Genomic DNA, 22,321 nt, shown 5'->3' on the forward strand with positions numbered 1-22,321 from the left:
GTCAGGTTCTATCGTTATGGTCAGTGAATCACGTGCAGTTCGTAACGCGCATCCATGCGGTCGCGCTCGGCGTCGCGTGTACAGAGAAACGCGTCCCAACCGAGGCGTGCGCCCTTACTGAGAAGCGTCGGGCCCACGGCCTCGCGGCGCAGCACTAGCGCCACTTCGTATTCGAGCGTGATGCCCGCCAGCAGCGTAAGCATGCGTTCCAGCGCAACGGCGCGGTCCGCACCGGGCAGAAACGCCTCGTAGTCAGCTTTGTCGAGCGGTCCGATCACGAGCCGCGCGCGCATGTCGCGCTGCCAGACGCGCTCCCCCGCGAGCGCAGTCGCGCCAAGTGTTGCGTTGACGCTGCCGAGCAGCGTCAACTGATCGCGCGGCACGTCATACCATTTGCCGACGAACTGCTCGACACGCACCGGCACCTTGAAGTATTCGGACAACGTGCGTTGCAAATACGCTGCCGACACTGGCCTGTGCCGCGCGGGCAGCGCATAGCCGGCAATCGCTTCGTCGAATAGCGCGCCCTCGCCAGTTTGCAGACTGGTGCGGGTGTCGTTGTCCGCAACGCCCGCGAGAGCAAGCAACAACGGCAAGTAGCGTTCGTCGCGATCCAGTTCGTAATGGAACGGCAAGCGGTACTTCTTCCACGCCGCGTAAAAAAGCGCGGTGGCGCGATTGGAAAACACATCGAAAAATTCGCGCGCGGCGCGGTCGCGCTTGATCTGTTCACGGGCGATGATCTGCTCGGTGTAATGCAGCGGCAACGCGCCCTGCCCGCCGAGCAAGCCGAAAAATGCCGGCGTGATGTCCACTTTTTCGAGCGAGCCGTCTTCGAGCGCGGCCGTACGCTGAGCCTTTTCCTTTAGCGCAGTGCCTTCGTCGTCGTACGATTGCGCACCGTGGATCTCGCTCGGCGGGAAAGACATGGAGAGCGAATTGCGAAAGGCAATGCGCTGCGCGACGATATCGCCGGAACGTCCGGTGTCAGACGGCGATTGTTGTGCGAACCACTTTTCGAACAGCCGCACCGCCTGAAAAAATTCAAAGCGATGTGGTTCGTCGAGAAGCTGCTCGACTACGCCAGGATCGATTCGCCGCTGCGCGGTTTGCATCGCAAGATCTCCTCGCCAGTGCGCTTCGACACGACGACCAGTTGCACAAAGCTGTTCAGATGCACATACAGCCCAAAGAATGTGTCGATCACGCGCACGAAAGACGCGAGACTCGTGCCGACAAAATGCTCTTCGTCGATGGTCAAGCGAATCTCAATGCCGCGCACGAACGTCGCGAACGGTTTGCCGGGCAGCCATTGCACGGCCGCGCGCTGCTCGATCCCGACAAGACCGTCGATATGCCGCGCCGACACCGCCGTGCGCCGCAAATCGTAGAGCACCAGCATTTCCTTCAGCGCGGAAAGCCCGCTATTCGCGAGCGACACATGGTTCAGCGCGAGATGCGAAATGAGCCGCCAATGCGCGGCCCGGCCGCGTTCGAAACGCACACTCGGCGCGGGCCGGCGCAACATCGTAATGCTGCCCGTCAGCGACCCGCCTTCGAGAAAGAGATCGCCGCCTTCGAGACCCACGGCGAGGCCCGCTGGCAAGTCGCGGTTCGTACAGGTCAGATCGAGACTCAACGTGTCGGTTTGCGGCGCCGCCGGTTCAAAGTCGATATCGACAATCGAGATCTCGGTCTCGTAGCCTGGGCTCTTTTGCGCGACCCAGTCGTTGCGGCGCGCGAACCAGTAGTGTCCGGCGCGTGCGGCCTCGCCGTGATGCAGCGAATAGAACGGCCTGAATTCGGTGACCGATTCCTGATGCGCCTGTTGCCTGACGAGCTTGACCGAATCGATCGAATAAACCTCGTAGGCAAATGCGCGGCGCGCTTCAGCAATCACCGGGTACGAGACCGCCTGATGGGTCACGCGAATCGGTTCGCCGTGCTGTTCGAACAGATTCACCACCGGCGTGCAGAAGAGACGGAAATGATGCGCCGACAAAGCGTCGAGAAGCCTGGCGACATGCGAATCGCTGCGCACTTCTTTCAGCACGACGTGCAGTGTCAGGCGTTGGCAGCGCCCTGTCGCGCGCGTCATTGCGGTCAGATCGAAGTCGGCGAAATTGAATTTTTCCGGGAATGCAAAGTACTCGGTGAGGAGCCGATAAGCCGGATGGGACCTGGCCGGATAGTCGATCAGCGCGTCTTGCTCGTCAAAGCCTGCCTGCACGAGCGGCGATGCACGCAGTTGCGTCCATACGCCGCGCCGGTCGGCTTCGACATATGTGGCCATAGCATTGACGAACAGGCAGTCGGCGAGCGCCGCAATGAACGACTGCTCGCCGTGCAGATGCGCGCGCAACGTATCCACCTTCAACGCGGACAGATCGAGTTGCGCGGCGGTGGATTCGAAGGTGATCGAAACGATTGCGGTCGCATTGCCGGGTAGCACGGTCGCGCTGGGCGCCATTGCGACTGACGTGTACTTCGCCTCCGAGATACGAACCGGTGCGAGCGTGACGTCGTACGCGGTCCGGAAACGGCATTGCACGCCGCGAATGGGCCGCGACTTCAGCTCAGTACCGCGTTCGATCGTGACCGGTTCCGTCAGATGACTCAATGCGGCGGAGTTGCCCAATTGCGCAATCGAACACGACGGAAATGGCCGCAGATAATGCGGATACAGCACTTCCAGCAGCGCTTCGGTGAACTCGGGGTAGTCGTCGTCGAGCTTCTTGTTGATGCGTGCGCCGAGCAGCGCGAACGACTCGATCATTCGCTCGACATGCGGGTCCTCGCAGTGCTCGCCCGACATGGCAAGACGCGCGGCGATCTTCGGGTAGCGCTCCGCGAAGTCGCGTGAATAGCGCCGCAAAAATGACAACTCGCGCTCGTAATACGGCAGCAATTCTTCCATCGATCTAATCCCCGGACCCGAACCCTCTCCGCTTCACTACTGCCACCGGTGCGCGTGGCGGCGGCGGGGAAGCGGCATTGAAGCCAAGCGGTATCAAGCTAAAAACAGCGTCTACAATTTTGCGCGTGCGCGCGTCACCGAGTATTGCAATGTGGACGGCTGCAACATCGCGTCGAAACTCACCGGTTCTTCTGCCGGATGAACGACCAGCAGCGCCTGAATTGCGAAATTCAGCGCGTTGGTCGATTGTTCGTTCAGTTCGAGCGTGACCGATACCTGCTGCAAGCGCGGCTCATGCCGCGCAATTGCCTGTTGAATCGACTTGCAGATGAACGTGCGGTCGTAGTGACTCGCGAGGCTCAGTCCTGCGAAGTCGTTCAGGCCATACGTGAGCACGGAGCGCTGACATTCGGGCAAAGCCGCGAGCTCATGCTCGGTCAGCGCGATGCGCGTGTTCAGTATCGCTTCGACATCTCGCGCGACAGTGCCCTTTAACTCCTCCAACGACAATTGCCGCATCGCCGGTGAAGCCGGCAGATGCGGTTCGTCGTCGAACAGCTTGTCGAGAAAGCTGGGTTCGAAGCGTTTCATCGGCGTCAGAAGAAGCGGTTAGATGCAGTGCGCACGCCATGCGCTGCAGCCCTTCCGGGCCGCGCGCGCCGCGTGCGCCCATGCATCAGACCGCGTACGTCTTGTCGTTCTTCGTCAGGCTCCACGCGCCCTGCGCGTTGCCGCCCTGGTTGCCACCGATCTTCTGCTGCGTGTACTTCCACTGCACGGCTGCGTACTTCAGCGAGAACTGTTCGGTAGGCAGACCTTCGCCAACGACGCTCGGCGTCACGCTCGAAATGATCACGTACTTCAGCTTTACTTCGAGGTACTTGATGCGATTGCCTTCGCCGTCCGAACGCATGAAATCGATGGTGACTTCGTCGAACGTCGTGCCGCCCGATGCGTGCTGATAGATCAGCGGGCTGACTACGTCGATGTCTTTCGTGAACTGCATGTCCGCGTGTTCGCAACGCTCAGACGTGTGGCCGCCCGCGGTCGAAGCCGTGGCCGAGCGCGGTTGCGTGATCGAGTGGCTCCACGAATCGATTTCGATCCAGCCAGCGTGATCTTTATCGGCAGACTCGCCTTTGATCGCCGGATTGCCGAATTTTAAATAGATGTCCTTCATAACTCATCGACTCCCCAAAGAGGTGGTTTTAACAGCTAACCCGGGCGGCCGGCCCGGGTTTTCTGACTTCGTTTATGAATTGGCCGGTTTCGGCAGATCGGCGACGAGCCGCAAGGAGATCGACAGTTCGTCGAGCTGGAAATGCGGGCGCAGGAAAGCAACCGAGCGATATGCGCCGGGCTTGCCCGGAATCTCCGAGACCTGGATGGATGCTTCGCGCAACGGGAACTGCGCCTTCTGTTCCTGGGTTGCGTTGTCATCCAGCAGCACGTACTGCGAGATCCAGCGATTGAGAAAGACCTCGACGTTCTGCGCCGATGCAAAGCTGCCGATCTTGTCGCGCATCATTGCCTTCAGGTAATGCGCAACGCGCGATACCGAGAAGATGTACTGCAATTGCGCGGACAGAACGGCATTCGCATTTGCGCTGTCGGTGCTGTATTTCTTGGGCTTTTGCACCGATTGCGCGGCGAAGAACGCGGCGTAGTCGGAGTTCTTGCAATGCACGAGCGGAATGAAACCCAGGTCGCTCAACTCTTTTTCCCGGCGATCGGTAATAGCGATTTCGGTCGGGCATTTGAGCGCGACTTCACCGTCGTCGGTCTTGAAGGTGTGAGTCGGCAGATCTTCCACCAGACCGCCGCCTTCCACGCCGCGAATGGCTGCACACCAGCCGAAATCGTCGAATGCAGCCGTGAGGCGCGCAGCGAATGCCCACGCAGCGTTGCACCACAAGTACTTGCTGTGATCGGTGCCGTCGACGTCTTCCACAAAGTTGAAGCCTTCCGCCGTGGCGCCGTCTTTCGGATTGAACGGCAGGCGGCCGAGAAAGCGCGGCAGCGTGAGGCCCACGTATCGCGAATCTTCGGAGTCGCGGAACGACTTCCACTTCGCGTATTCGACGGTGTCGAACACCTTGCCGAGGTCGCGCGGCTTGCCCAGATCGGCAAACGTTTCGAGGCCCAGCAATTCGGGCGACGCCGAAGCGATGAACGGCGCATGCGCGGCCGCCGCGACATGCGACATCTGCTCGATGAAATAGACGTCTTCGGGCTGACGCGTGACCTCGAAATCGCCGATGATCGCGCCGAACGGCGAGCCGCCGAATGTGCCGAACTCTTCTTCGTAGATCTTCTTGAAGAGCGCGCTTTGATCGAATTCGATCGCGGTCTTGAAGTCACGCACGAGATCGCGCTTGGGCGCATGCAGCGCCTTGATCTTGACCGTCGAGCCGGTGTTGCTCTCCTTGCACAGATAGTCCAGACCGCGCCAGGTGCTTTCCATGCGCTGGAATTCGGGTGCATGCATCACCGCGCTCAACTGCGCGGAAATGAGGCGGTCGAGTTCCGCAACGCGTGCGTCGATCGTTGCCGACAGGTTGTCGGAGACGACCACGGTGCCGTCGAGCACCTGATGCACGAGTTCGCCGATCAGGTCTTTCGCACGCGCATGTTCGGAATCGGACTTCGCCACGCGGCTTTTCTCGACGATCTCGTCGAGCAGCGTGGATTCCGGACCGCTTTGCGCAGTAGCGAGTTGGGCCGCTGCTGTTTGCTGGTTCATCTCACACCCCGTACTTATTCGCCTTGCTTGTCGTGGTCCGGCGCGCCGCCGTTCTGGTCCGCCGCATTGCCCTGATCTTTCGCCAGAGTTTGCAACTGCTGCGTGTTGTTGAGCACTTCGGAAAGCAGATCTTCGAGCTTGTCGTTGCCGGCGAGCTTGTTGCGCAGATCCGCGAGCTTCGAACGTGCTTCGAGCAGACGCCGCAACGGCTCGATTTGCGCGACCACTTCGTCCGGATTGAAATCGGCCATCGACTTGAAACGCAGATCTACGGCAAATTTGCCACCGGCTTCGCTCAGGCGGTTTTCCACCTGGAACGCAGCGCGCGGCTCGATCGCCTTCATCACGTCGTCGAAATTGTCGCGGTCGATATTGACGAACTTGCGATCGCGAAGCTTCGGCTGATCGACTTCGGATTGCCCCGCCAGATCGGCCACCACGCCGACGACGAACGGCAGCTCTTTCACCTCGATCGCATCGCCGCGCTCGACCTCATAGGTCAGCTGCACGCGGGGCGGCCGCACTTTTTGCAAGCGTTTTTGTATGCTTTCTTTCTTCGCCATCGTCGGCTCCCGAATGCTGATGGTGAGACGTGGAGATCAGCGCAGCGCGCTGAACGGATCTGACGCGCCGCCGCTTTGCGCGGCCTTTGCGGGCGCTGCGGGTGCCGCAGGGGCAGGCGCCGCCGGAGCCGCCGGCGTGGCGGCCGGAGCCGCAGCCGTGGTGCTCGCATCAGGCGCCTCTACTGTCTTGCTCTTCGCGACGCGGCGAATCACGCGCTTTTTCTTTGCAGTCGTCTTGTCGCTCGGGTCAGGCGGGAACAACGTGGCTTCACCCAGCGTGTCGCGCAACTGCTTGGCGAGCGCTTGCGCGTCCGACTTGGCGTCGCCCGCGAGCGACGCGTCCTGACGCAATTCACCGAGCGATTGAGTGGCGACGCGAAGACCTGCCACGGCCAGTACGCTCTTTGCCTGACGGTCGGTCTGGTCGCGCTGCAGCGCCTCTTGCGCGGCGACGATAGCCTGACCGTAATGACCTTGCGCAAACTGGATCTGCGCAATGCGCGACCACGGTTCTTCGCGCGTCGGATCTGATTTTGAAAGCTGCTGATAAAGCGCGATAGCACGATCCTGATCGCCGCCTTTCGCTACAGTATCTGCGTCCGCGAGCTGCTTATTAAAAGCCTCCGGTGTGGTCGCCGTGTTGTTGCCTTGTGTCGCGCAACCGGCGATCACGCCGCATGCCAACACTACCCCAGATAGTTTTACTAACAGACGGTCATTCATCGTTTTTCACCGACGTGCGATTTTTTAATTCAAGGAGAAACCGGAGTTTTGCTTTGCTTCAAGTGCGCGGGTATAGTACAGGCCAATTTTCGATAATTCAACTTTCATGTGAAGAAGCATTGCACGAAAAAAATACGCATGGATCTTTAAAACCAGGCACGCAGAAATTGTTTCCTGGCGCAATAGGGGCAGTCGGGTAAACGGGAAATTTTGCCACTCACCGGGCGCAAAGCCAATGTATGCGCGGCATTACATGCAAGCAGCATCGCGAGGCAGTAAACGGCAGAAAGCGGCATTAGTTGGTGAAGTTCTGCAGAAATTATTTTGTTATCGATGTTTAGACGGGGGACGGCGGCCAGCCGGTCGAAGTATATGAATTCGCGTCTTGTTCGCCATGCATCGCTATTGATTGCAAACGCCGCCTTGTGCGCCGCGCTAGGGGGTTGTGCCGCAGGCGTTACCGTGCTGGGAGCCGCTGCCAACGCGGCTTTGCAGGCGAGCGGCCTCGGCAAGCCTGATTTGCCGGACGCGCAAAAACCGCCGCGCAATGTCGGCCTCACGTTATATGCGGCGCCCAATCTGAATGCCGCGAATGACAAGCGGCCATTTGCGCTGGTGGTGCGGCTTTACACATTGAAAGATCCCACTTCATTCCAACAGGCGCCATTCGACGCATTTACCGATCCGGCAAAGGAAAAGACCATACTCGGCGGCGATCTGCTGGGCGTGCGTGAAGTGACGCTGATCCCAGGCCAACGTTACGTTGTTACCGAAAAGGTATCGCGTGAAGCGCAAGCCTTCGGTATCGTCGCTCTATTCCGCGATCCGGCCATGCAGCGTTGGAAATTCGCCTTCGACCCGGCGAAGTCGGAGAAATCCGGCATAATGATCGGCCTGCATAACTGCGCAATGACGGTGACCAACGGCACGGTGATCCCGCCAGAACAGGGATTGCCCGCGCAGCCGCTGAATATGCTTTCCGCTGTTAGCTGTGGTTAAAACCTGCCGCGAAAGATGCGGAGGCAGTGAGATTTAACATTTTCAAGAGAATTAACAATGCGGCGCCCGAATAGGCTTATTGCGGCCGCGCCGCACGCTGAACCCATATAACAGGTTTGAGATGAGTTATTCCGCAAAAGTGCTCTGGGGGGAAGGCCTGTTTCTGAGGCCGCAGCATTTTCAGCGTCAGGACGCCTATCACGAGGCGCGCCTGTTCGAGTCCATTCAGGCTATCCAGCCGTACAACTGGGGCGTGCGTTCGGCGCGTTTCGACCGTGATGCACTTGGCAGCAACGTGCTGCGTGTCAGCGAGCTTTCGCTGGTGTTCCCCGACGGCGCACTGTATTCGGCGCCGCAAGCGGACGACCTGCCGCCGCCCATCGCGTTGGACACGCTGCCCGACGGCATCAACGAATTTACGTTTTATCTCGCGCTGCATCCGTTGCGCGAGACGGGCGCCAATTATTCGCACGACAACAACGCGGGCTTCGTCGCGCGCTACGTCAGTGAGCAGACTCCCGTCGCCGATCATTTCACCGACGCGGCCGAAGCCGACATCACCTTCCTCAAGACGAGTGTCAAGTTGATCGCGCACAGCGAGCCGCGCGATCAACTGCTTTCGGTGCCGCTCGTGCGCGTGCGCCGCACAGCCACGTCGGGCTTTGAAATCGACGACAGCTTCGTGCCGCCGTGCCTCGCAATCGACGCTTCGCCGGTTCTGCATCAACGGCTGCGTCAGCTGATCGACGCGTTGCAGGCCAAGGTCAACGCGCTATACGGTTTTCACCGCGAACCGACCAAGAACATTATCGAGTTCCGTTCCGGCGACATTGCTTCGTTCTGGCTGCTGCACACGGCGAGCGCGGCGTTCGCGTCGCTCGCTCATCTGTATCAGCATTCGGCGCTGCATCCGGAGCGGCTGTTTCAGGAGTTGCTGCGCCTTGCCGGCCAGTTGATGACGTTTTCCAAGGGCTATGCGCTGTCCGATCTGCCGGCTTATCGTCACGACGATCCGGGCCCCGGCTTTGCCCGGCTCGATATGATCCTGCGCGATCTGCTGGAAACCGTGATCTCCACACGCTACTTCGCGATCGCGCTCGAAGAAGTGCGTCCGTCGTTCCATGCCGGGCGGCTGGACTCGGGCAAGATCGACGACAAGACGCTCTTCTATATTGCAGTATCCGCCGACATGCCCACCGCCGAACTGGTCGAAGCGGTACCGGCACGCTTCAAGGTCGGCGCGCCAGACGACGTCGACAAGCTCGTGCTCTCGGCCATGCCGGGCGTGCGGCTCGTCTATACGCCACAGGTGCCCCCTGCCATTCCGGTGCGGCCGGGCGCGTGCTATTTTTCCTTCGAGCCGCGCGGCGCACTGTATGAGCGCATGTTGCAGGCGCAATCCGCAATGATCTATGCGCCGTCGGGCATCAACGATCTTCAACTTGAACTGATCGCGGTTACATCATGAGCTACGCGCCTTCACTCTTCGGCGGCAGCACGCCTGCCGCGACGCCCGCCCCGGCGACCGAGCCGAGCTATCAGGTCCGTTCGCTACTCGACCTGCTGTACGACGGCTTCTTCATGCTGTTCCTGTTGAAGAACGGCCGCGAGCCTGGCGAAGCACACGAATTCAGCCAGCGCATTCAGCAGTTTCTCGGCGACTTCGAGCGCGGCGCGAAAAAGCTCAATGCCTCCGCCGAAGACGTCTACGCGTCGAAGTTTGCGTTCTGTGCGGCGATAGACGAGTCGGTGTTGTCGTCCACGTTCAAGATTCGCACGGAATGGGAGCGGCGGCCGCTTCAACTGGTGCTGTTCGGCGAGCAGCTCGCGGGCGAAAAATTCTTCCAGTATCTCGAGGAATGCCGCGCGCAAGGCGCGGCTCGTTTGCAATCGCTCGAAGTGTTCCACATGTGCCTGCTGCTCGGCTTTCAAGGCAAGTACTTGCTGGAAGGGCCGGAGAAGCTTGCGTATCTGACCGCGCGTATCGGTGACGAAATCGCGCACATGAAGGGTAAGCGTGCGCCGTTCGCACCGCATTGGCCGTTGCCCGATCAGGTCGCGCACCGTCTGAAGCGCGAAGTGCCGTTGTGGTCGATCGGCGCGGTGTTCGCGCTGGTCGGACTGCTCGCCTATCTCGGCCTGAACACGTATTTGCGCGATCAGACGTTGCGCACATTGGCGCCCTATTCGCAGGTGGTCAAGCTGGGGCCGCAATCGGCCACGCTGACGATTTCGTTGCCCTGAAGTCAGTTCGCTATTAGTAAAACGGCCCGCATTGGTTCAGCGGGCCGTTTTTCATCTTGCGACAGAAAAGACCGCTTACTGCGACTCCTCCGCCCACACCGCATTCTCGCGCGCCATCAGTGCCGTCGACGCAGCCGGCCCGAACGTACCCGCAGTGTAGTTACGCGGCCGCTCGCCCGACTTGGCCCAGCCTTCGAGAATCGGCTCGGCCCACGCCCACGCAGCTTCCAGTTCGTCGCGGCGCATGAAGTGCGTGAGGCGTCCGCGAATCACGTCGATCAGCAGACGCTCGTAGGCTTCCGCGCGACGCTCGGTGAATGCCTGCTGCAAGTCGAGGTTCAAATTTACCGGCAGCATGTGCATGCCGCTGCCCGGTTCCTTCGCGAGCATTTGCAGCTGGATCGACTCTTCGGGCTGCAACTGGATCACGAGACGGTTGCCGTAGTTGCGTCCGCCGCTCGGAATGATCGAGAACGGCAGTTCGGAGAATTCAATGACGATCTCCGATACCTTTTTCTGCATGCGTTTGCCGGTACGCAGGAAGAACGGCACGTTGGCCCAGCGCCAGTTGTTGATATGCGCGCGCAAAGCGACGAACGTCTCCGCGCGGCTTCCGGCCGGCACGTTGTCTTCCTGCAGATAGCCCTTGACCGCCTCGCCGTCTACCGCACCCGCCGTGTACTGGCCGCGCACGGTATCGCGGGCGATGTCCTCGGGCGTCATGGGCCGCAACGAGCGCAGCACCTTCAGCTTTTCGTCGCGGACCGCGTCCGGGTCGAGCGACACGGGCGGCTCCATTGCGACGATGCACAACAGTTGCAGCAGGTGGTTCTGCACCATGTCGCGCAGCGCGCCGGTTTTGTCGTAGAAACCCGCGCGGCTGCCCACGCCGACTGTTTCGGCCACCGTAATTTGCACGCGTTTGATATACGGCGCCTGCCACAGCGGGCCGAAAATCGGATTGCCGAAGCGCAGCACCATCAGGTTCTGCACGGTTTCTTTGCCGAGGTAGTGGTCGATCCGGTAGATCTGCGCTTCGCTGAAATGCTTGCCGACCGCCGTGTTGATTTCCTGCGCGGACGCCAGATCATGGCCGAGCGGCTTTTCGAGCACGACGCGTGAGTTGCCGTCTACGAGGCCCGCGCCCGAGAGGTTCTCGCAAATGTTCATGAACAGATCGGGCGACGTCGCGAGATAGAACACGCGGCGTACGCCTTCGCGCGACGCTTCCTTCAGCCGTTGATAGTCTTCGGGCGAGTCCACGTCCATGCGCACGTATTCGAATAGCGCGAGAAATTTGTCCCATGCGGCGGCATCGAATGCCTTCTTTTCGATGAAGGGCTTGGCCTTCTGCTCCATGAACTCGTTGATGTACTCATCGCGCGACCACGGCTTGCGCCCGATCGTCAGGATGCGCGTTTCCGGCGGCAGGTTGCAGTGCAGATGCGCCATGTAAAGCGCGGGGAGCAGCTTGCGAAACGACAGGTCGCCAGTGCCGCCGAAGATGATCATGTCGAGCGGAAGGTCGGGAGTCGCAGAAGCGTGTTGGGTCGTCATAGCGCGGTCGCAGCGTCGTGAGAAAGAAAGCGTTGCCAGGAGCCAACGGGCCGTTTGGGTCGTTCGAACCGTTCGAACCGTTCGAGCCGTTCGAACCGTTCGAGCCGTTCGAGCCGTTCGAGCCGAGGCCTGGGGCAAAGGCAGAAAAAGTGGACAGGCGGCCTCGCGGCGCGCTGACCGGCACAATTTTCTGGCAGACGCCTATGGTGCAACGTTTTGGGATTGTTTGCACGGCAACATGCGCCGCACATTGGCGCAATATGCCAACGGGGCCCGGCAAGCCACTGTTTTGATGGGATTTCTTATTGAGCGGGATGCGACTAGCGTTGCCGGGCCTAAGTAGGTTGCCTCGGCAGCTGGTCCACCTGGGCTACCAGGCAACTGCCGGTCGCGTCCTCTGCGCAGGATGCGCGGCGCCCTCCTCGCCGTGCCTGGCTCAGCCGCCGCCCAAAGCCTCGCGCGCGACCCGGCACGCCGCCAGATCCCACGCGGCACAGCCGACGCTTTTGAAAACGATCGGCGTTCGAGCCGGCAGCGGCATTGAGTTATCCAGCACGGCCGCGATGCCCCGAACGTCGCTCCAATCCACGCCTGCCTGGATGAAATCGCCGGCTTCGTGTTTTGCTCCGGCTTCGTCGTCGACAAAAAGTGCGCTGTCCGCGATCGTCCGGGCGCCGATTTCGACCATCTCGGGCGTAAAGGCGCCGACGCCGATCACGAGGCGACTCACGCGCGGCGCTTCCTGATAAACGGGTTGCCGGCTCGTGGTCAGAGCAATGACCGTGTCGACCGACTCGGGCAGCGCTGCGTCCGGATCCGCAAGCGGCAGGACTTCGAATGCCTTGCTGCGATGCGCGGCGCAAAACGCTTCGGCGCGCGCCGGCGCGCTGCCCTTCACCCACACGCGCGCGTCAGGGTACAGCTCGCCTATCGCTTCCAGATGATTCAGCGCCTGCGTGCCGGTGCCGATCAGCACGAATTCGCGGGGCGCGGCCGCGGCAAATGTCCGGACACCAAGCATCGACATCGCCGCGGTACGGCGGCCCGTGACCGTGGGGCCGTCGAGAATAAACAGCGTCTCGCCAGTGTCGGCGTCGAATGCCATCACCTGGCCGTGGATCGTGGGCAAGCCGCGCGACCCGTTCCCGGGACACACGTTGACGAGCTTGTGGATTGCGAGATCCGGCGAGGTTGCCGGCATCGACAGCAAAATGCCGCCTTGATTCAGCGGCACGACAAGCCGCTCGGGACTCGCTATGCGCTGCTGCGCGTACTCGATGCTCGCGCTCTTCAATGCGTCGACGAGTGCGGCATACGGTGTGAGCCGCGCTGTCGCGGCGGCGTCGAAAATCTGCGTGGTCGGACGGGTCATGAGCGGATGTCTGGTCGCAGTGGAGACAGGCGATTCTACGACGCCGCGCCGCCTTCAGAGCGCGCAATGAGTTCTCTCACGAAGACTATGGCGATGACGGCGGTCACGATGGTAGCCGTGACCGCGCTGCAACTCCGCCCGCGGCCTTCCCTTCGCGCGTGTCCCGCTCGCTCACAGCGGACTCACCGCCGACTCACTGAGCAGCGCCCGAATTCCCGCTGCTGTCGCCGGACTTTTTGCCGCCTTTGAACATCGCGCGGCACGGCGGGCTCAGTTCGTCGATGTGCTGCTTCATGCAGGCCGTAATTTTCGCTTTGTTAGGAATGTCCGCGGCGCAAAAGTGCATCGCGTCGCCGCGACAAGCCTTGGCCTGTTCGTCCTGTGTCGCGGCATTTGCGGCGGTAACGGCGCTGATGGCGAAAAGGCTGGCGGCGAGCAAGGCGTGGATTCTGGTCATATTGGGTCCTGTATCGCAATGTCGATACAACGCGTGACAGCAGAAAACGGGCCCGATCAACTGCGGGCTGTGCGGTTGCGCCGGTTGTGCTCGCTGCGCGTGCCGTTTTGCCTTGCCGCGCTCGCTGTACAGCCTTTGCCTCAAGCCTTCGCCTTAGCCCTCGCTCACACTAAGCACCATCCCGCGGCCGGCGTAAAAGCGCGTCATTGTCGCGAACGGCAGATAAACGTCGGCCTGTTGCGGCCCGATCCCCGAAGGATTGTGGAACCATACGCCGTTCGCGTCGCGTCCGTGCAGCAGAATCAGATGCCCGCCCCGGCGCTCGTTGGGCCGTTCCGGATAGCGGATCTCAGGGCTAACGGAGACAACGGCGAGCGTCCGCGAATTCAGACGCGAGGCGATTTCTTCGAGCGTCGCCTCTGACAGTACGTCGACGCGCACCCCGAACGCCTGCTGCACCCACGCCGCGAACGGGTGATAAATAAGACCGTCGACGCCGCCGTCGTCCCGGAGTCGATACACGCCGCGCGCGAGCGCTTCGTCGAGCAGCGCGGCGCGCGGCGGATGTTCGATACGCCAGTAGTCGAGTGCGGATTCGAGGCACGTCAGACCGCACAGGCGTTTGGCCCAGAAGCGGTAGCGCTCCGGGTCCGAGAAGCCGCTCTTCTGCCAGCCAGGGTCGTCGCAAGGATCGCCGTTCTGCTCGACGATATGGCGGACCCATTCGGGGCTGCCCCATTGCGTGTGATACGGCACGGCGGCGTGGCGCAGAGTCGGTTCGTTCATGCTGACGCGATCAATGAAAAGTGTGGGACGCGAAGACGGCAGACCCGCTTACAACATGCTGCGGGGCCGCTGCATGGTGCCGTCGAAAAAACGCTGCAGGCGAAACGCCGACAGATCCAGCGACGCCTGCCCGCCGTCGTTTATCTCCGCAAGCAGCTTGCCGACGATAGGTCCCATCGCGAAACCATGGCCGCAAAAGCCGGTGGCAATCGTAAGACCGCTGACCTGCGGCGGGGCGTCGATCACCGGAATCCCGTCGGGCAGGACGTCGATCAGACCCGCCCACGACTCGACCACCTGCGCGTCCTTCAACGCGGGAAACAGCGCGCGCAGTTTGGCAAGCGCGCGAGGCGCGTGGCTCACGTTAGGCTGCGGATGCGGGTCGCGCGGATGCAGCACGCGCTCGCTCTGCGGCACGCTGCCTGGCAGCCGGTCGCGCAAGTCCCGCAAGCAGGCGCCGTTCAGATGAAAGCTGAACTTCTCGCGCTGACTCCACAGTTCGGGCAGAAACCATTTCAGCGCGCGGAAATGGCCGAGCGTCATGTCGACGTCGACCTGCATGTCGTCGGCGAGATTGATCGCGCCGTTCGCGCGTTGCCGCACGCCCAGACCATGTCCCCAGAACGTGGACGCGGTGACGGGCGGCAACGGATTCGTGCGCATGCAAGTGCCGCGCACCGCCTGCTGCGGCAATTCCAGGCCCAGTGTTTTCAGAAGACGCCAGCTGCTCGCGCCGGCCGCGCAAATGAAACGCGACGTGCGGATGGTTCCGCGCTCTGTGACGACGCCGGCGATCGCGCCGCCCGCGCGCTCCACGCCGAGCACGCCGCAGCCTTCGAAAAATAGCGCGCCCGCTTCCCGCGCCCGCGCCGCGAATGCGGCAGCGGCGCGGCGCGGCTCGGCCTGACCGTCGCTCGGCGTATAGAGGCCGCCGAGCACCGGGCCTTGCATGCCGGTCACCACCGAATCGATCTGCTTCCGATCGAGCGTACGCGTGTCGAGCCCGTGTTCCCGCGCGACGTCCATCCATTGCTGGAAGGAGGTCCAGTCCTCCTCGCTACTCGCCACATAAAGGCAGCCGCCCTGACGCCATTCGAGGTCGAAGTTCAACTCGCGCTCGAGCGTTTCCCACAACGGTATGCTCGCCATCATCAGCGGGACTTCGGCGGATTCGCGACCCTGCTGGCGCACGAAACCCCAGGCTCGGGACGACTGCTGGCCGGCGATGCGCGACTTGTCGAGTACGACTACGGACAACCCGCGCCGCGCAAGGTAGTAGGCCGCTGCGCAACCCATGATGCCGGCACCGGCAATGACTACGTCGGCGTGCTTGGGAAACGGTTGGTCGGCGACGCTGAAGCCGGCGTGCAGCGGATAAGTCGTGGTCATCGGGCAAGTGGTTTTAAGTGCGAGCGTAATCTTCGCAGGCGAACCGGTTGTCCGCAATGGCGACGGCGCCCGGAGCCCTGCGGGACCCGCTCGTCAATCGCGTGATCCGCGCAGTTCAGTGAGGATGCGGTTTATCTGCGAGACGAATAATTTGCAAATATCCGTCTCACAGATATTTTGCGTTTATTCGCCACACGAATATTTGCCAGATATTCGCATGGCGAATAAAATGCATTTATTCGTTCGACGGATATTTTGCCATGCTCCATCTCATCGCCACACCAGACCAGATTGCCCAAATGCTGGCTGCAAGCCGCCGGCAAGCGGGTCTCACGCAGGCCGAAGCCGCCGCACGAGTGGGCGTGAGTCAAAGCCGCATTTCGGCGTGGGAGACCGACGCGGCCGCGCTGACCGTCGCCCAGCTGCTATCGCTGTGCGGTGCTTATGGGCTGCAGCTACAGCTGCGCGACAAAAACCAGCCGGCCTCCGCGCCGACGCTTTCCACCGAATGGTAAGCATGGCCCGCCCTACTCACTCACGCGCGCTTTCCGTCTGGGCGAACGGCGAACGCGTGGGCGTGTGGCGCCTTCCGACCCGCGGTCCGATGGAATTTTCTTACGACGCCACCTGGATCGACTCGCCCGCCGGCCGGCCGCTGTCGCTCTCGCTGCCTTTCATGCCCGGCAACATCGCGCACAAAGGGCCGCGGGTGCTCAACTACTTCGACAACCTGCTGCCGGACAGCGACATCATCAGAAAGCGTATCGCTCAGCGCTACCGGACCGAAACGCTGGACGCGTTCGATCTGCTGCAAGCTATCGGCCGCGACTGCGTGGGCGCCGTCCAGTTGCTGCCCGAAGACGATGCGCCGGTGGGCGTAGACCGCATCGAGGGCACGCCGCTGACCGACGCCGAGATCGAGACCATGCTGACGCGCACCGTCAGCGCACCCGCGCTCGGCGCGACAGACGAAATCGACGATTTCCGCATTTCGCTTGCCGGCGCACAGGAGAAAACTGCGCTGCTGTGGCACGACGAACAATGGAAACGGCCGCACGGCGCCACGCCCACCACCCATATCTTCAAGCTGCCGCTCGGACTCGTCGGCAACAAGCTGGCGGATCTAAGCACGTCGGTCGAAAACGAATGGTTGTGCCTGCGCATACTGCGCGCTTACGGCTTGCCCGTAGCGAACACGGAAATCGTGACGTTCGGCAAACAACGTGTGCTGAGCGTCGAGCGTTTCGACCGGCAACTGCATTCGAGCGGACAATGGCTGCTGCGCCTGCCTCAGGAGGACTTTTGCCAGGTCTACGGCGTGCCTTCGCACCTCAAGTACGAGAACGAAGGCGGTCCGGGCGTGCTGGATCTGGCGCGCGTGCTGCAGCAGTCGGTCACGGCCGCGCAAGACATCGAGACGCTGCTCGCGAGCCAGATTCTCTTCTGGATGCTCGCCGCGCCGGACGGCCACGCGAAAAACTTCAGTATTCGCCTGCTGGCGGGCGGCCAATACCGGCTGACGCCGCTCTACGACGTCATGTCCATCTGGCCGGTGGAGGGCAACGGACCTAACCAATGGTCGTGCTTCAAGGCTCGCCTCGCAATGGGCATGTGGTCGCGCAGCAAGCACGACGCTTTTCGCGACGTGCAGCGGCGCCACTTCAACACGATGGCACTCAAGTGCTCGTATGGCGCGAGCGCGGAACCGCTGATCGAGCGCCTGATCGGGCAGACGCCGAACGTGATAGAACAGGTTTCTGCGGAATTGCCCGAACGATTCCCGGGCAAGGTCGCCGAGCGGATCTTCAAAGGCCTGCGGAATTCCGCTACGAAACTTGCGAAGATGCCGGCGGCATGACGTCGCCCCCGGGCGCTTGGTGGATACGGTCCGGTTTCGCCGGTAAAATGCATTTTATGCGCTATGCATAGCGGGTGCGCGCGTATGACCGTTAAATCTGTCGCATTTCGGGCTTTCCCTGACAGAAACAGCGGCGCCTTTACAAAAACCCTGACCGCGGTGTTTTTACGGTACATTTGCTGTCCCCTGCGTACTGCTTTGCCTTGTGTCCATGATGCACGGCCGCGCTACGCCTGCCGTATCGCCCCCACAGCCCTTTAAGACGGCGGATTTTCACGCAGTATGACCAACGAAACACACTCACCAGACTCCATCGCAGTCGCCGAGCGCGTGCGCGAGTTGATGAGCCGGCATGGAATCGGCAAGCGACAGCAAACCACAGAACTTTGCCGCATCCTCGATCTGAGTTTTTCGCAGGGGCACCGCAAGCTGCGCGGCAATAGCCCGTGGACCCTGTCGCAAATCAAGAAGGTCGCCGAGGTGTACGGCGAGCCCGCCGCGCAACTGTTCGGCGCCCAATCGCTCGACCCGGGCATGGTCGGCGCGATCGCGCAGGAGGCCGTGTTCTGCATCGGCGCAATCGAGTTGCCCTGCACCGCCTGGGTCGGCGCCGCGCTCGAACCGGGCAGCCGGCCGGAATTCGTCGCGTACTCCAAGCTCGGCCAGTGGCGCGTTGCGCGTCACGACGGCACGCTCTACCAGAGCGCGTATGAAGTCCACAAGATCGAGATTTATCCGCGCCGTGCGGAAACGGACAAGCCGACCATCGCCGTTGTCGACGACGATCAGGCGAGCGCCGACAATCTGCGAGATTATCTGGAGCGCAGCGGTTTCACCGCAGTGGCGATCTACGGCCTTTCGGCTTTTGCCGAACAGTTGCAAACGCAGGTGTTCGACGGCATCGTGATCGACTGGCTGTTCGGCTCGCAGACATCGGCGGCCGCGATTCGCGCGGTGCGTGCGTCGGAAAATCCCGATGCGCCGATTTTCGTGCTGACGGGCGAATTGCTGACCGGCAAGGCGAGCGAGTCGGAGATCAGCCAGGTGATCCGCAACTACGACGTCGCCTGCTACGAAAAGCCGGCGCGCATGGCGATTCTGGTGGCCGATCTGTCGAAGCGGCTGAACCGGCCTTGAGCGGGTCGTGAAACGCGCAGCGCTGTCCTAGACGGTATGCCGGGAAGCCAGCGCGCGCTGCAATGCGTTGCGCAGATCACCGTAATGTATCGGCTTTAACAACGCCTCGAAGAACGGCAGCGCGCCGTTCTCTGTCTCACCGCCGTGCTTCGCGCCGGCCTCCGGCGCATAAGCGCTGACCACGATCACCGGCACTTCCGACGACGGCCCGCCGCGCGCGGCCAGATCCGCGAGAAACGCGTAGCCGTCGCGTTCGGGCATGTGCAGATCGAGCAGCACGACATCGCAACGATGCGCATCGAGCCACGCGAGAGCATCGTCCGCATTGGCGACCGCGTGCACGTCGAACTCCATATGCGCGACCATTTCACCGAGCGACTCCCGCATCAGCCGGTTATCGTCGACGATCAGCACGCTGGGCCGCGCGCCGCCAGGCTCGGCCCGCGCGGTGACGCCGGGCGCCTGAGCAGACGCGACCGGCGTAACAGGAATGGTCACGGTGAACGTGGTGCCCACGCCCACCATGCTCGACACTTCAACGCTGCCGCCGAACAGCCTCACGAGACCCTGAACGATTGCGAGTCCCATGCCCGCGCCTTCAAAGCGGCGCGTGCGCGAACTGTCCAGCTGCGTGAACTCTTCGAAGATCAGTGGAATCTGTGCCTGCGGCACGCCCGGCCCAGTGTCGCTCACTATGAAGCTCAGCAGCGCCGGCCGCTGCATCAGCTTCACGCGCACCGTGCCGGTTTCCGTATAACGGATGGCGTTGGTAACGAGGTTATTGACGATCTGGCGAATCCGGTGCGGGTCCGAATCGACGAGCCCGCTCACGCCGCTCGCCTCGCTCTCGAGCGTGAGGCCGCGCGCGGCGGCGGACATGGCATGCTCGTCGACAATCGACGCCAGCAGCTCGCGCGGCTCGAAATGCTCGTGACGCAGTTCGAGCTTGCCCGCGCCGAGGCGCGCGTAATCGGTCAGGTCCTTCATCTGCGCTTCGAGATGCCGCGCTGCGGTCTCGAGCCGCTGAATCACCTTGCGGTCGGCTTCCGAGTGATAGTTGAAACCAAGCAACTCGATCGACGACACAATCGCGTGCAACGGCGTGCGCAGCTCGTGACTGATCATGCCGAGAAACGCGTCTTTCGCGAGGCTCGCCTCGCGCGCCGCACGGCTCGCCTGATGCTCGGCTTCGAGCGCCGCGTGCTGCTGATGCATGAGGCGCGTGCGGCGCCGGCCGTTCACCACGAGCAGCAGCGTCGCCGCGGCGGACAGCAGCAGCAGGATCATGCCGCCCGCAAAAAGCAGCCGGCGCTTGTCGATGTAATCGCGGTTCATCGCTTCGCGGTCGGCGACATCGGCGAAACGGCGGCTCAGCGCGAGATCGTTCACTTCGTTCCAGTGCTGGCGCAATTGGGCGACGATCCGGTTGACTCCGCTGCGATCGTTGGGCAGTGACGCGACTTGAGGCGCCAGGTCGGTCAGCATGCGATCGAGCGCATGGATTTCGTCGAGTTGCCGTTGCACCAGTGCGACTTGCGTCGTGAGCCTCAGCGTGGAGCCTTCCATGACGTGCAGTTTCGATTGCAGCAACTGGTAGCGCAACGTGAGCCGCTGATAGTCGTCATCGACGCCCGCCTGGTAGAGCAACAGCTGGTTCTCGAAGCGTGCGTAGGCGATTTGCAGTTGCGCCGCGTCCCAATAGAAGCCGTCGTACGAGCCTGTGAGGGACTCGGTCGTGCCCGGATTGAGCAGGTTCGCGTAGAGCAGATAGCCGATCGCGCCGGCCGGCGCGGCGAGCGCGGTGAGCCAGATCAGCACATATAAAACCCGGCGCCACGGACGGCGCGTTACTTGACTATGAGTGCCTTGATCTGCCATACGAATTTGGAATCGCCCGAGGCGCCCGCGAGTTCATCGGGGAACGCGTCGCGCGGATAGATGAGGAACAGGGGCCCGAAGTCGCTGATCTTCAGGCGCCGGCCGTTCATGCTGTACGCCACAACCACGCCGTAGCGGTCGCAATCCGACACTGGGACCGTGTAGGTGTAGTCGTCGAGCGTGCGGATTTCAACCTGCGTGCCGTACGCACCAACCGTCTTCAGAATATCCGCGAGCAGCGGTCCTGTGAAGGTGGAGCGCGGCGTCCACGTCGTGGCGGTGGTGATCGAGTGGGCCGGCAGCGCAAGCAGCTGCGCCTCGGCGAAGCGATACGAACGGTGCGCCGCGTCGTTCGTCTTGCCGATTTTGCCGGACACGTCGAGCGAGAGCGCCGCCGCGTCGGTCTGTGCCTGCACGCTCCAGGCGGTCAGCGCGAATATCAACCCCATCGCCCACCGCGCGCGTGCGTGCGCGCCAAACCTGCGTTGCAGTCTTGCAGTTACTTTGGTCATCTGCTCTTTTATTCCGTGGTCTGTTGTTTTTCTTGCGGCGCATCGCCCGCGTTTGCCGTCACACGCGCCACCCCGACGCGCGATCGCTGAACGGCATGCATAATATCGTCAAAATTCTTTGCAGGAAAAAACGAAGGCCCACCGCCGCGCTATCTGCCAACGCGCGTCGCGCTTCAGGCGGCGGTTTTCCCACACGCGTTGCGCGACCTCACGAGCGTTATGAACAAGCCGGTTTTGCCCCTCACCTATGAGCAACTCGACCACTGGATCGAATCGCTGCAACCCGCGTTGCTCGCCGAAGGTTTTGCGATGGCAATCGGCATTCTGCGAGGCGGCGCTCCACTCGCACTGATGGTTTCGCATTCGGCCGGCGCGCCGGTTGCGTTTCTGCGCTATGACCGCGCGTCGCGCACTGTGGCATGGGACTCGACGCTGTCCATCCCGCCGGCCGGCTCGAAGGTCCTGCTGTGCGAAGACATTGCGGGCCGCGGCTTTACGCTGGTGGATTGCGTTGCGTTCCTCAAACAGCATGGCCTCGATGTGAAGACGCTGACGGGCGCCGTCGACGACCTGAGCCGCACGCAGCCGGACTATGCAATCGACGCCCGCGGCTACTTCGCGCTATTCCCGTGGGAACGCCAGGCCTACACCGAGCGCTATCGCGACGACTGGGCACGCGTCGAAGCGGGCGATGCGCCGGCAATGGCAGACGATCACCACTACGCGACTTATGCGATCGACCTCGACGGCATTCTGCTGCCCGACGTGCCGCTTGCGCGTTACGACGAAGATCTCGCGGCGGCACTGCTCGAACGCGATGCACTGCTGCCGTTCGAAGTGCTTCCGGGCATCGACCTCAAACGCGTTCGCACGATCATTACGGGCCGGCCTGAAATGGACCGCGCGCGCACGCAGGCGTGGCTGGAGCGGCACGGCTTCGGCCATATGCAACTGGTGATGCGCACGCCCGGCACGCACGACGAGAGCCCGGCCGGTGCGGCCGCTCACAAAGCGGCTGCGGCGCTCGCGGGCGGCGTCACGCATTTCGTGGAAAGCGATCCGGTGCAGGCTTTGCTGATTGCGCAGCAGGCGCCGCTATTGCGCGTGATCTGGTGGGACGCCCACACCCACACCGGTATGCTGGTCGGCGCGCGCGCGTGGGCGTCGGAGTGAGGGTGAGCGCGCG

General features: G+C 62.1%; 21 protein-coding genes. 7 read left to right on the top strand and 14 right to left on the bottom strand.

The window, feature by feature from the left end; genetic code table 11:
- Positions 1-20: 20 nt before the first annotated feature.
- The 7 genes from tssG to SB753_RS25455 all read right to left on the bottom strand — a co-directional run bounded on the left by tssG (position 21) and on the right by SB753_RS25455 (position 6,946).
- Positions 21-1,115 (bottom strand): type VI secretion system baseplate subunit TssG, encoded by a 1,095-nt coding sequence (gene tssG, locus SB753_RS25425; RefSeq protein ID WP_310071399.1) that lies wholly within the window; start codon positions 1,113-1,115, stop codon positions 21-23.
- The gene (gene tssF, locus SB753_RS25430) at positions 1,079-2,917 is read right to left on the bottom strand and encodes a type VI secretion system baseplate subunit TssF (RefSeq protein ID WP_410802461.1); all 1,839 of its coding nucleotides are present in this window, start codon (positions 2,915-2,917) and stop codon (positions 1,079-1,081) included. Before tssF ends, tssG begins: the two co-directional genes overlap by 37 nt.
- 111 nt (positions 2,918-3,028) lie before the next feature.
- The gene (gene tssE / locus SB753_RS25435) at positions 3,029-3,508 is read right to left on the bottom strand and encodes a type VI secretion system baseplate subunit TssE (protein ID WP_020070382.1); all 480 of its coding nucleotides are present in this window, start codon (positions 3,506-3,508) and stop codon (positions 3,029-3,031) included.
- Positions 3,509-3,593: 85 nt separating this feature from the next.
- Complete coding sequence (locus tag SB753_RS25440; protein ID WP_020070381.1) at positions 3,594-4,097, bottom strand: Hcp family type VI secretion system effector; 504 nt, start codon at positions 4,095-4,097, stop codon at positions 3,594-3,596.
- A 72-nt stretch (positions 4,098-4,169) separates the two neighbouring features.
- Positions 4,170-5,660, bottom strand: coding sequence for a type VI secretion system contractile sheath large subunit (gene tssC / locus SB753_RS25445; RefSeq protein WP_020070380.1), 1,491 nt, complete (start codon positions 5,658-5,660; stop codon positions 4,170-4,172).
- A gap of 14 nt (positions 5,661-5,674) precedes the next feature.
- Positions 5,675-6,223, bottom strand: a complete 549-nt coding sequence (gene tssB, locus SB753_RS25450; RefSeq protein ID WP_027779365.1) for a type VI secretion system contractile sheath small subunit — start codon at positions 6,221-6,223, stop codon at positions 5,675-5,677.
- A gap of 36 nt (positions 6,224-6,259) precedes the next feature.
- Positions 6,260-6,946, bottom strand: coding sequence for a tetratricopeptide repeat protein (locus SB753_RS25455; RefSeq protein WP_392395229.1), 687 nt, complete (start codon positions 6,944-6,946; stop codon positions 6,260-6,262).
- Between the two features lie 372 nt (positions 6,947-7,318).
- On the opposite strand from SB753_RS25455, the gene tssJ reads away from it, so the two are divergent.
- The 3 genes from tssJ to icmH all read left to right on the top strand — a co-directional run bounded on the left by tssJ (position 7,319) and on the right by icmH (position 10,189).
- Positions 7,319-7,945 carry a type VI secretion system lipoprotein TssJ gene (tssJ, locus tag SB753_RS25460; RefSeq protein ID WP_020070377.1) on the top strand — a complete coding sequence of 209 codons (627 nt, stop codon included), beginning with the start codon at positions 7,319-7,321 and terminating at the stop codon, positions 7,943-7,945.
- Between the two features lie 121 nt (positions 7,946-8,066).
- Positions 8,067-9,413 (top strand): type VI secretion system baseplate subunit TssK, encoded by a 1,347-nt coding sequence (gene tssK / locus SB753_RS25465; protein ID WP_020070376.1) that lies wholly within the window; start codon positions 8,067-8,069, stop codon positions 9,411-9,413.
- The gene (gene icmH / locus SB753_RS25470; protein WP_020070375.1) at positions 9,410-10,189 is read left to right on the top strand and encodes a type IVB secretion system protein IcmH/DotU; all 780 of its coding nucleotides are present in this window, start codon (positions 9,410-9,412) and stop codon (positions 10,187-10,189) included. Before tssK ends, icmH begins: the two co-directional genes overlap by 4 nt.
- 75 nt (positions 10,190-10,264) lie before the next feature.
- On the opposite strand, the gene zwf is transcribed toward icmH, so the two are convergent.
- From zwf to SB753_RS25495, 5 genes are all read right to left on the bottom strand, one after another.
- Positions 10,265-11,746 (bottom strand): glucose-6-phosphate dehydrogenase, encoded by a 1,482-nt coding sequence (zwf, locus tag SB753_RS25475; RefSeq protein ID WP_020070374.1) that lies wholly within the window; start codon positions 11,744-11,746, stop codon positions 10,265-10,267.
- 436 nt (positions 11,747-12,182) lie between these two features.
- A complete protein-coding gene (lhpI, locus tag SB753_RS25480; protein WP_410802464.1) occupies positions 12,183-13,118 on the bottom strand; it encodes a bifunctional Delta(1)-pyrroline-2-carboxylate/Delta(1)-piperideine-2-carboxylate reductase in 936 nt (311 codons plus the stop codon).
- Between the two features lie 193 nt (positions 13,119-13,311).
- Complete coding sequence (locus tag SB753_RS25485; RefSeq protein ID WP_087754470.1) at positions 13,312-13,575, bottom strand: hypothetical protein; 264 nt, start codon at positions 13,573-13,575, stop codon at positions 13,312-13,314.
- A 153-nt stretch (positions 13,576-13,728) separates the two neighbouring features.
- Positions 13,729-14,361, bottom strand: coding sequence for a C39 family peptidase (locus tag SB753_RS25490; protein ID WP_410802466.1), 633 nt, complete (start codon positions 14,359-14,361; stop codon positions 13,729-13,731).
- 48 nt (positions 14,362-14,409) lie between these two features.
- On the bottom strand, positions 14,410-15,750 hold the full coding sequence (locus SB753_RS25495) for an NAD(P)/FAD-dependent oxidoreductase (RefSeq protein WP_087754472.1): 1,341 nt from the start codon (positions 15,748-15,750) through the stop codon (positions 14,410-14,412).
- Between the two features lie 260 nt (positions 15,751-16,010).
- Here SB753_RS25495 and SB753_RS25500 point away from each other — a divergent pair, with 260 nt between their 5' ends.
- From SB753_RS25500 to SB753_RS25510, 3 genes are all read left to right on the top strand, one after another.
- A complete protein-coding gene (locus tag SB753_RS25500) occupies positions 16,011-16,265 on the top strand; it encodes a helix-turn-helix domain-containing protein (RefSeq protein WP_087754473.1) in 255 nt (84 codons plus the stop codon).
- 2 nt (positions 16,266-16,267) lie between these two features.
- Positions 16,268-17,608, top strand: a complete 1,341-nt coding sequence (locus SB753_RS25505; RefSeq protein ID WP_410802468.1) for a type II toxin-antitoxin system HipA family toxin — start codon at positions 16,268-16,270, stop codon at positions 17,606-17,608.
- Between the two features lie 282 nt (positions 17,609-17,890).
- Entirely contained in the window at positions 17,891-18,745 is an 855-nt protein-coding gene (locus SB753_RS25510) for a helix-turn-helix domain-containing protein (RefSeq protein WP_020070367.1), read from the top strand.
- Between the two features lie 27 nt (positions 18,746-18,772).
- Here the strand turns inward: SB753_RS25510 and SB753_RS25515 are convergent, their stop codons facing one another.
- The gene (locus SB753_RS25515) at positions 18,773-20,623 is read right to left on the bottom strand and encodes a hybrid sensor histidine kinase/response regulator (protein WP_087754475.1); all 1,851 of its coding nucleotides are present in this window, start codon (positions 20,621-20,623) and stop codon (positions 18,773-18,775) included.
- The gene (locus SB753_RS25520; RefSeq protein ID WP_087754476.1) at positions 20,593-21,135 is read right to left on the bottom strand and encodes a molybdopterin-dependent oxidoreductase; all 543 of its coding nucleotides are present in this window, start codon (positions 21,133-21,135) and stop codon (positions 20,593-20,595) included. The genes SB753_RS25515 and SB753_RS25520 overlap by 31 nt, the downstream gene beginning before the upstream one ends.
- A gap of 219 nt (positions 21,136-21,354) precedes the next feature.
- Between SB753_RS25520 and SB753_RS25525 the strand changes: the two genes are divergently transcribed.
- Positions 21,355-22,308, top strand: coding sequence for a phosphoribosyltransferase (locus SB753_RS25525; protein ID WP_087754477.1), 954 nt, complete (start codon positions 21,355-21,357; stop codon positions 22,306-22,308).
- The last annotated feature ends 13 nt before the right edge of the window (positions 22,309-22,321 follow it).

This window comes from Paraburkholderia sp. SIMBA_053 (assembly GCF_046534895.1).
Classification (GTDB): domain Bacteria; phylum Pseudomonadota; class Gammaproteobacteria; order Burkholderiales; family Burkholderiaceae; genus Paraburkholderia; species Paraburkholderia caledonica.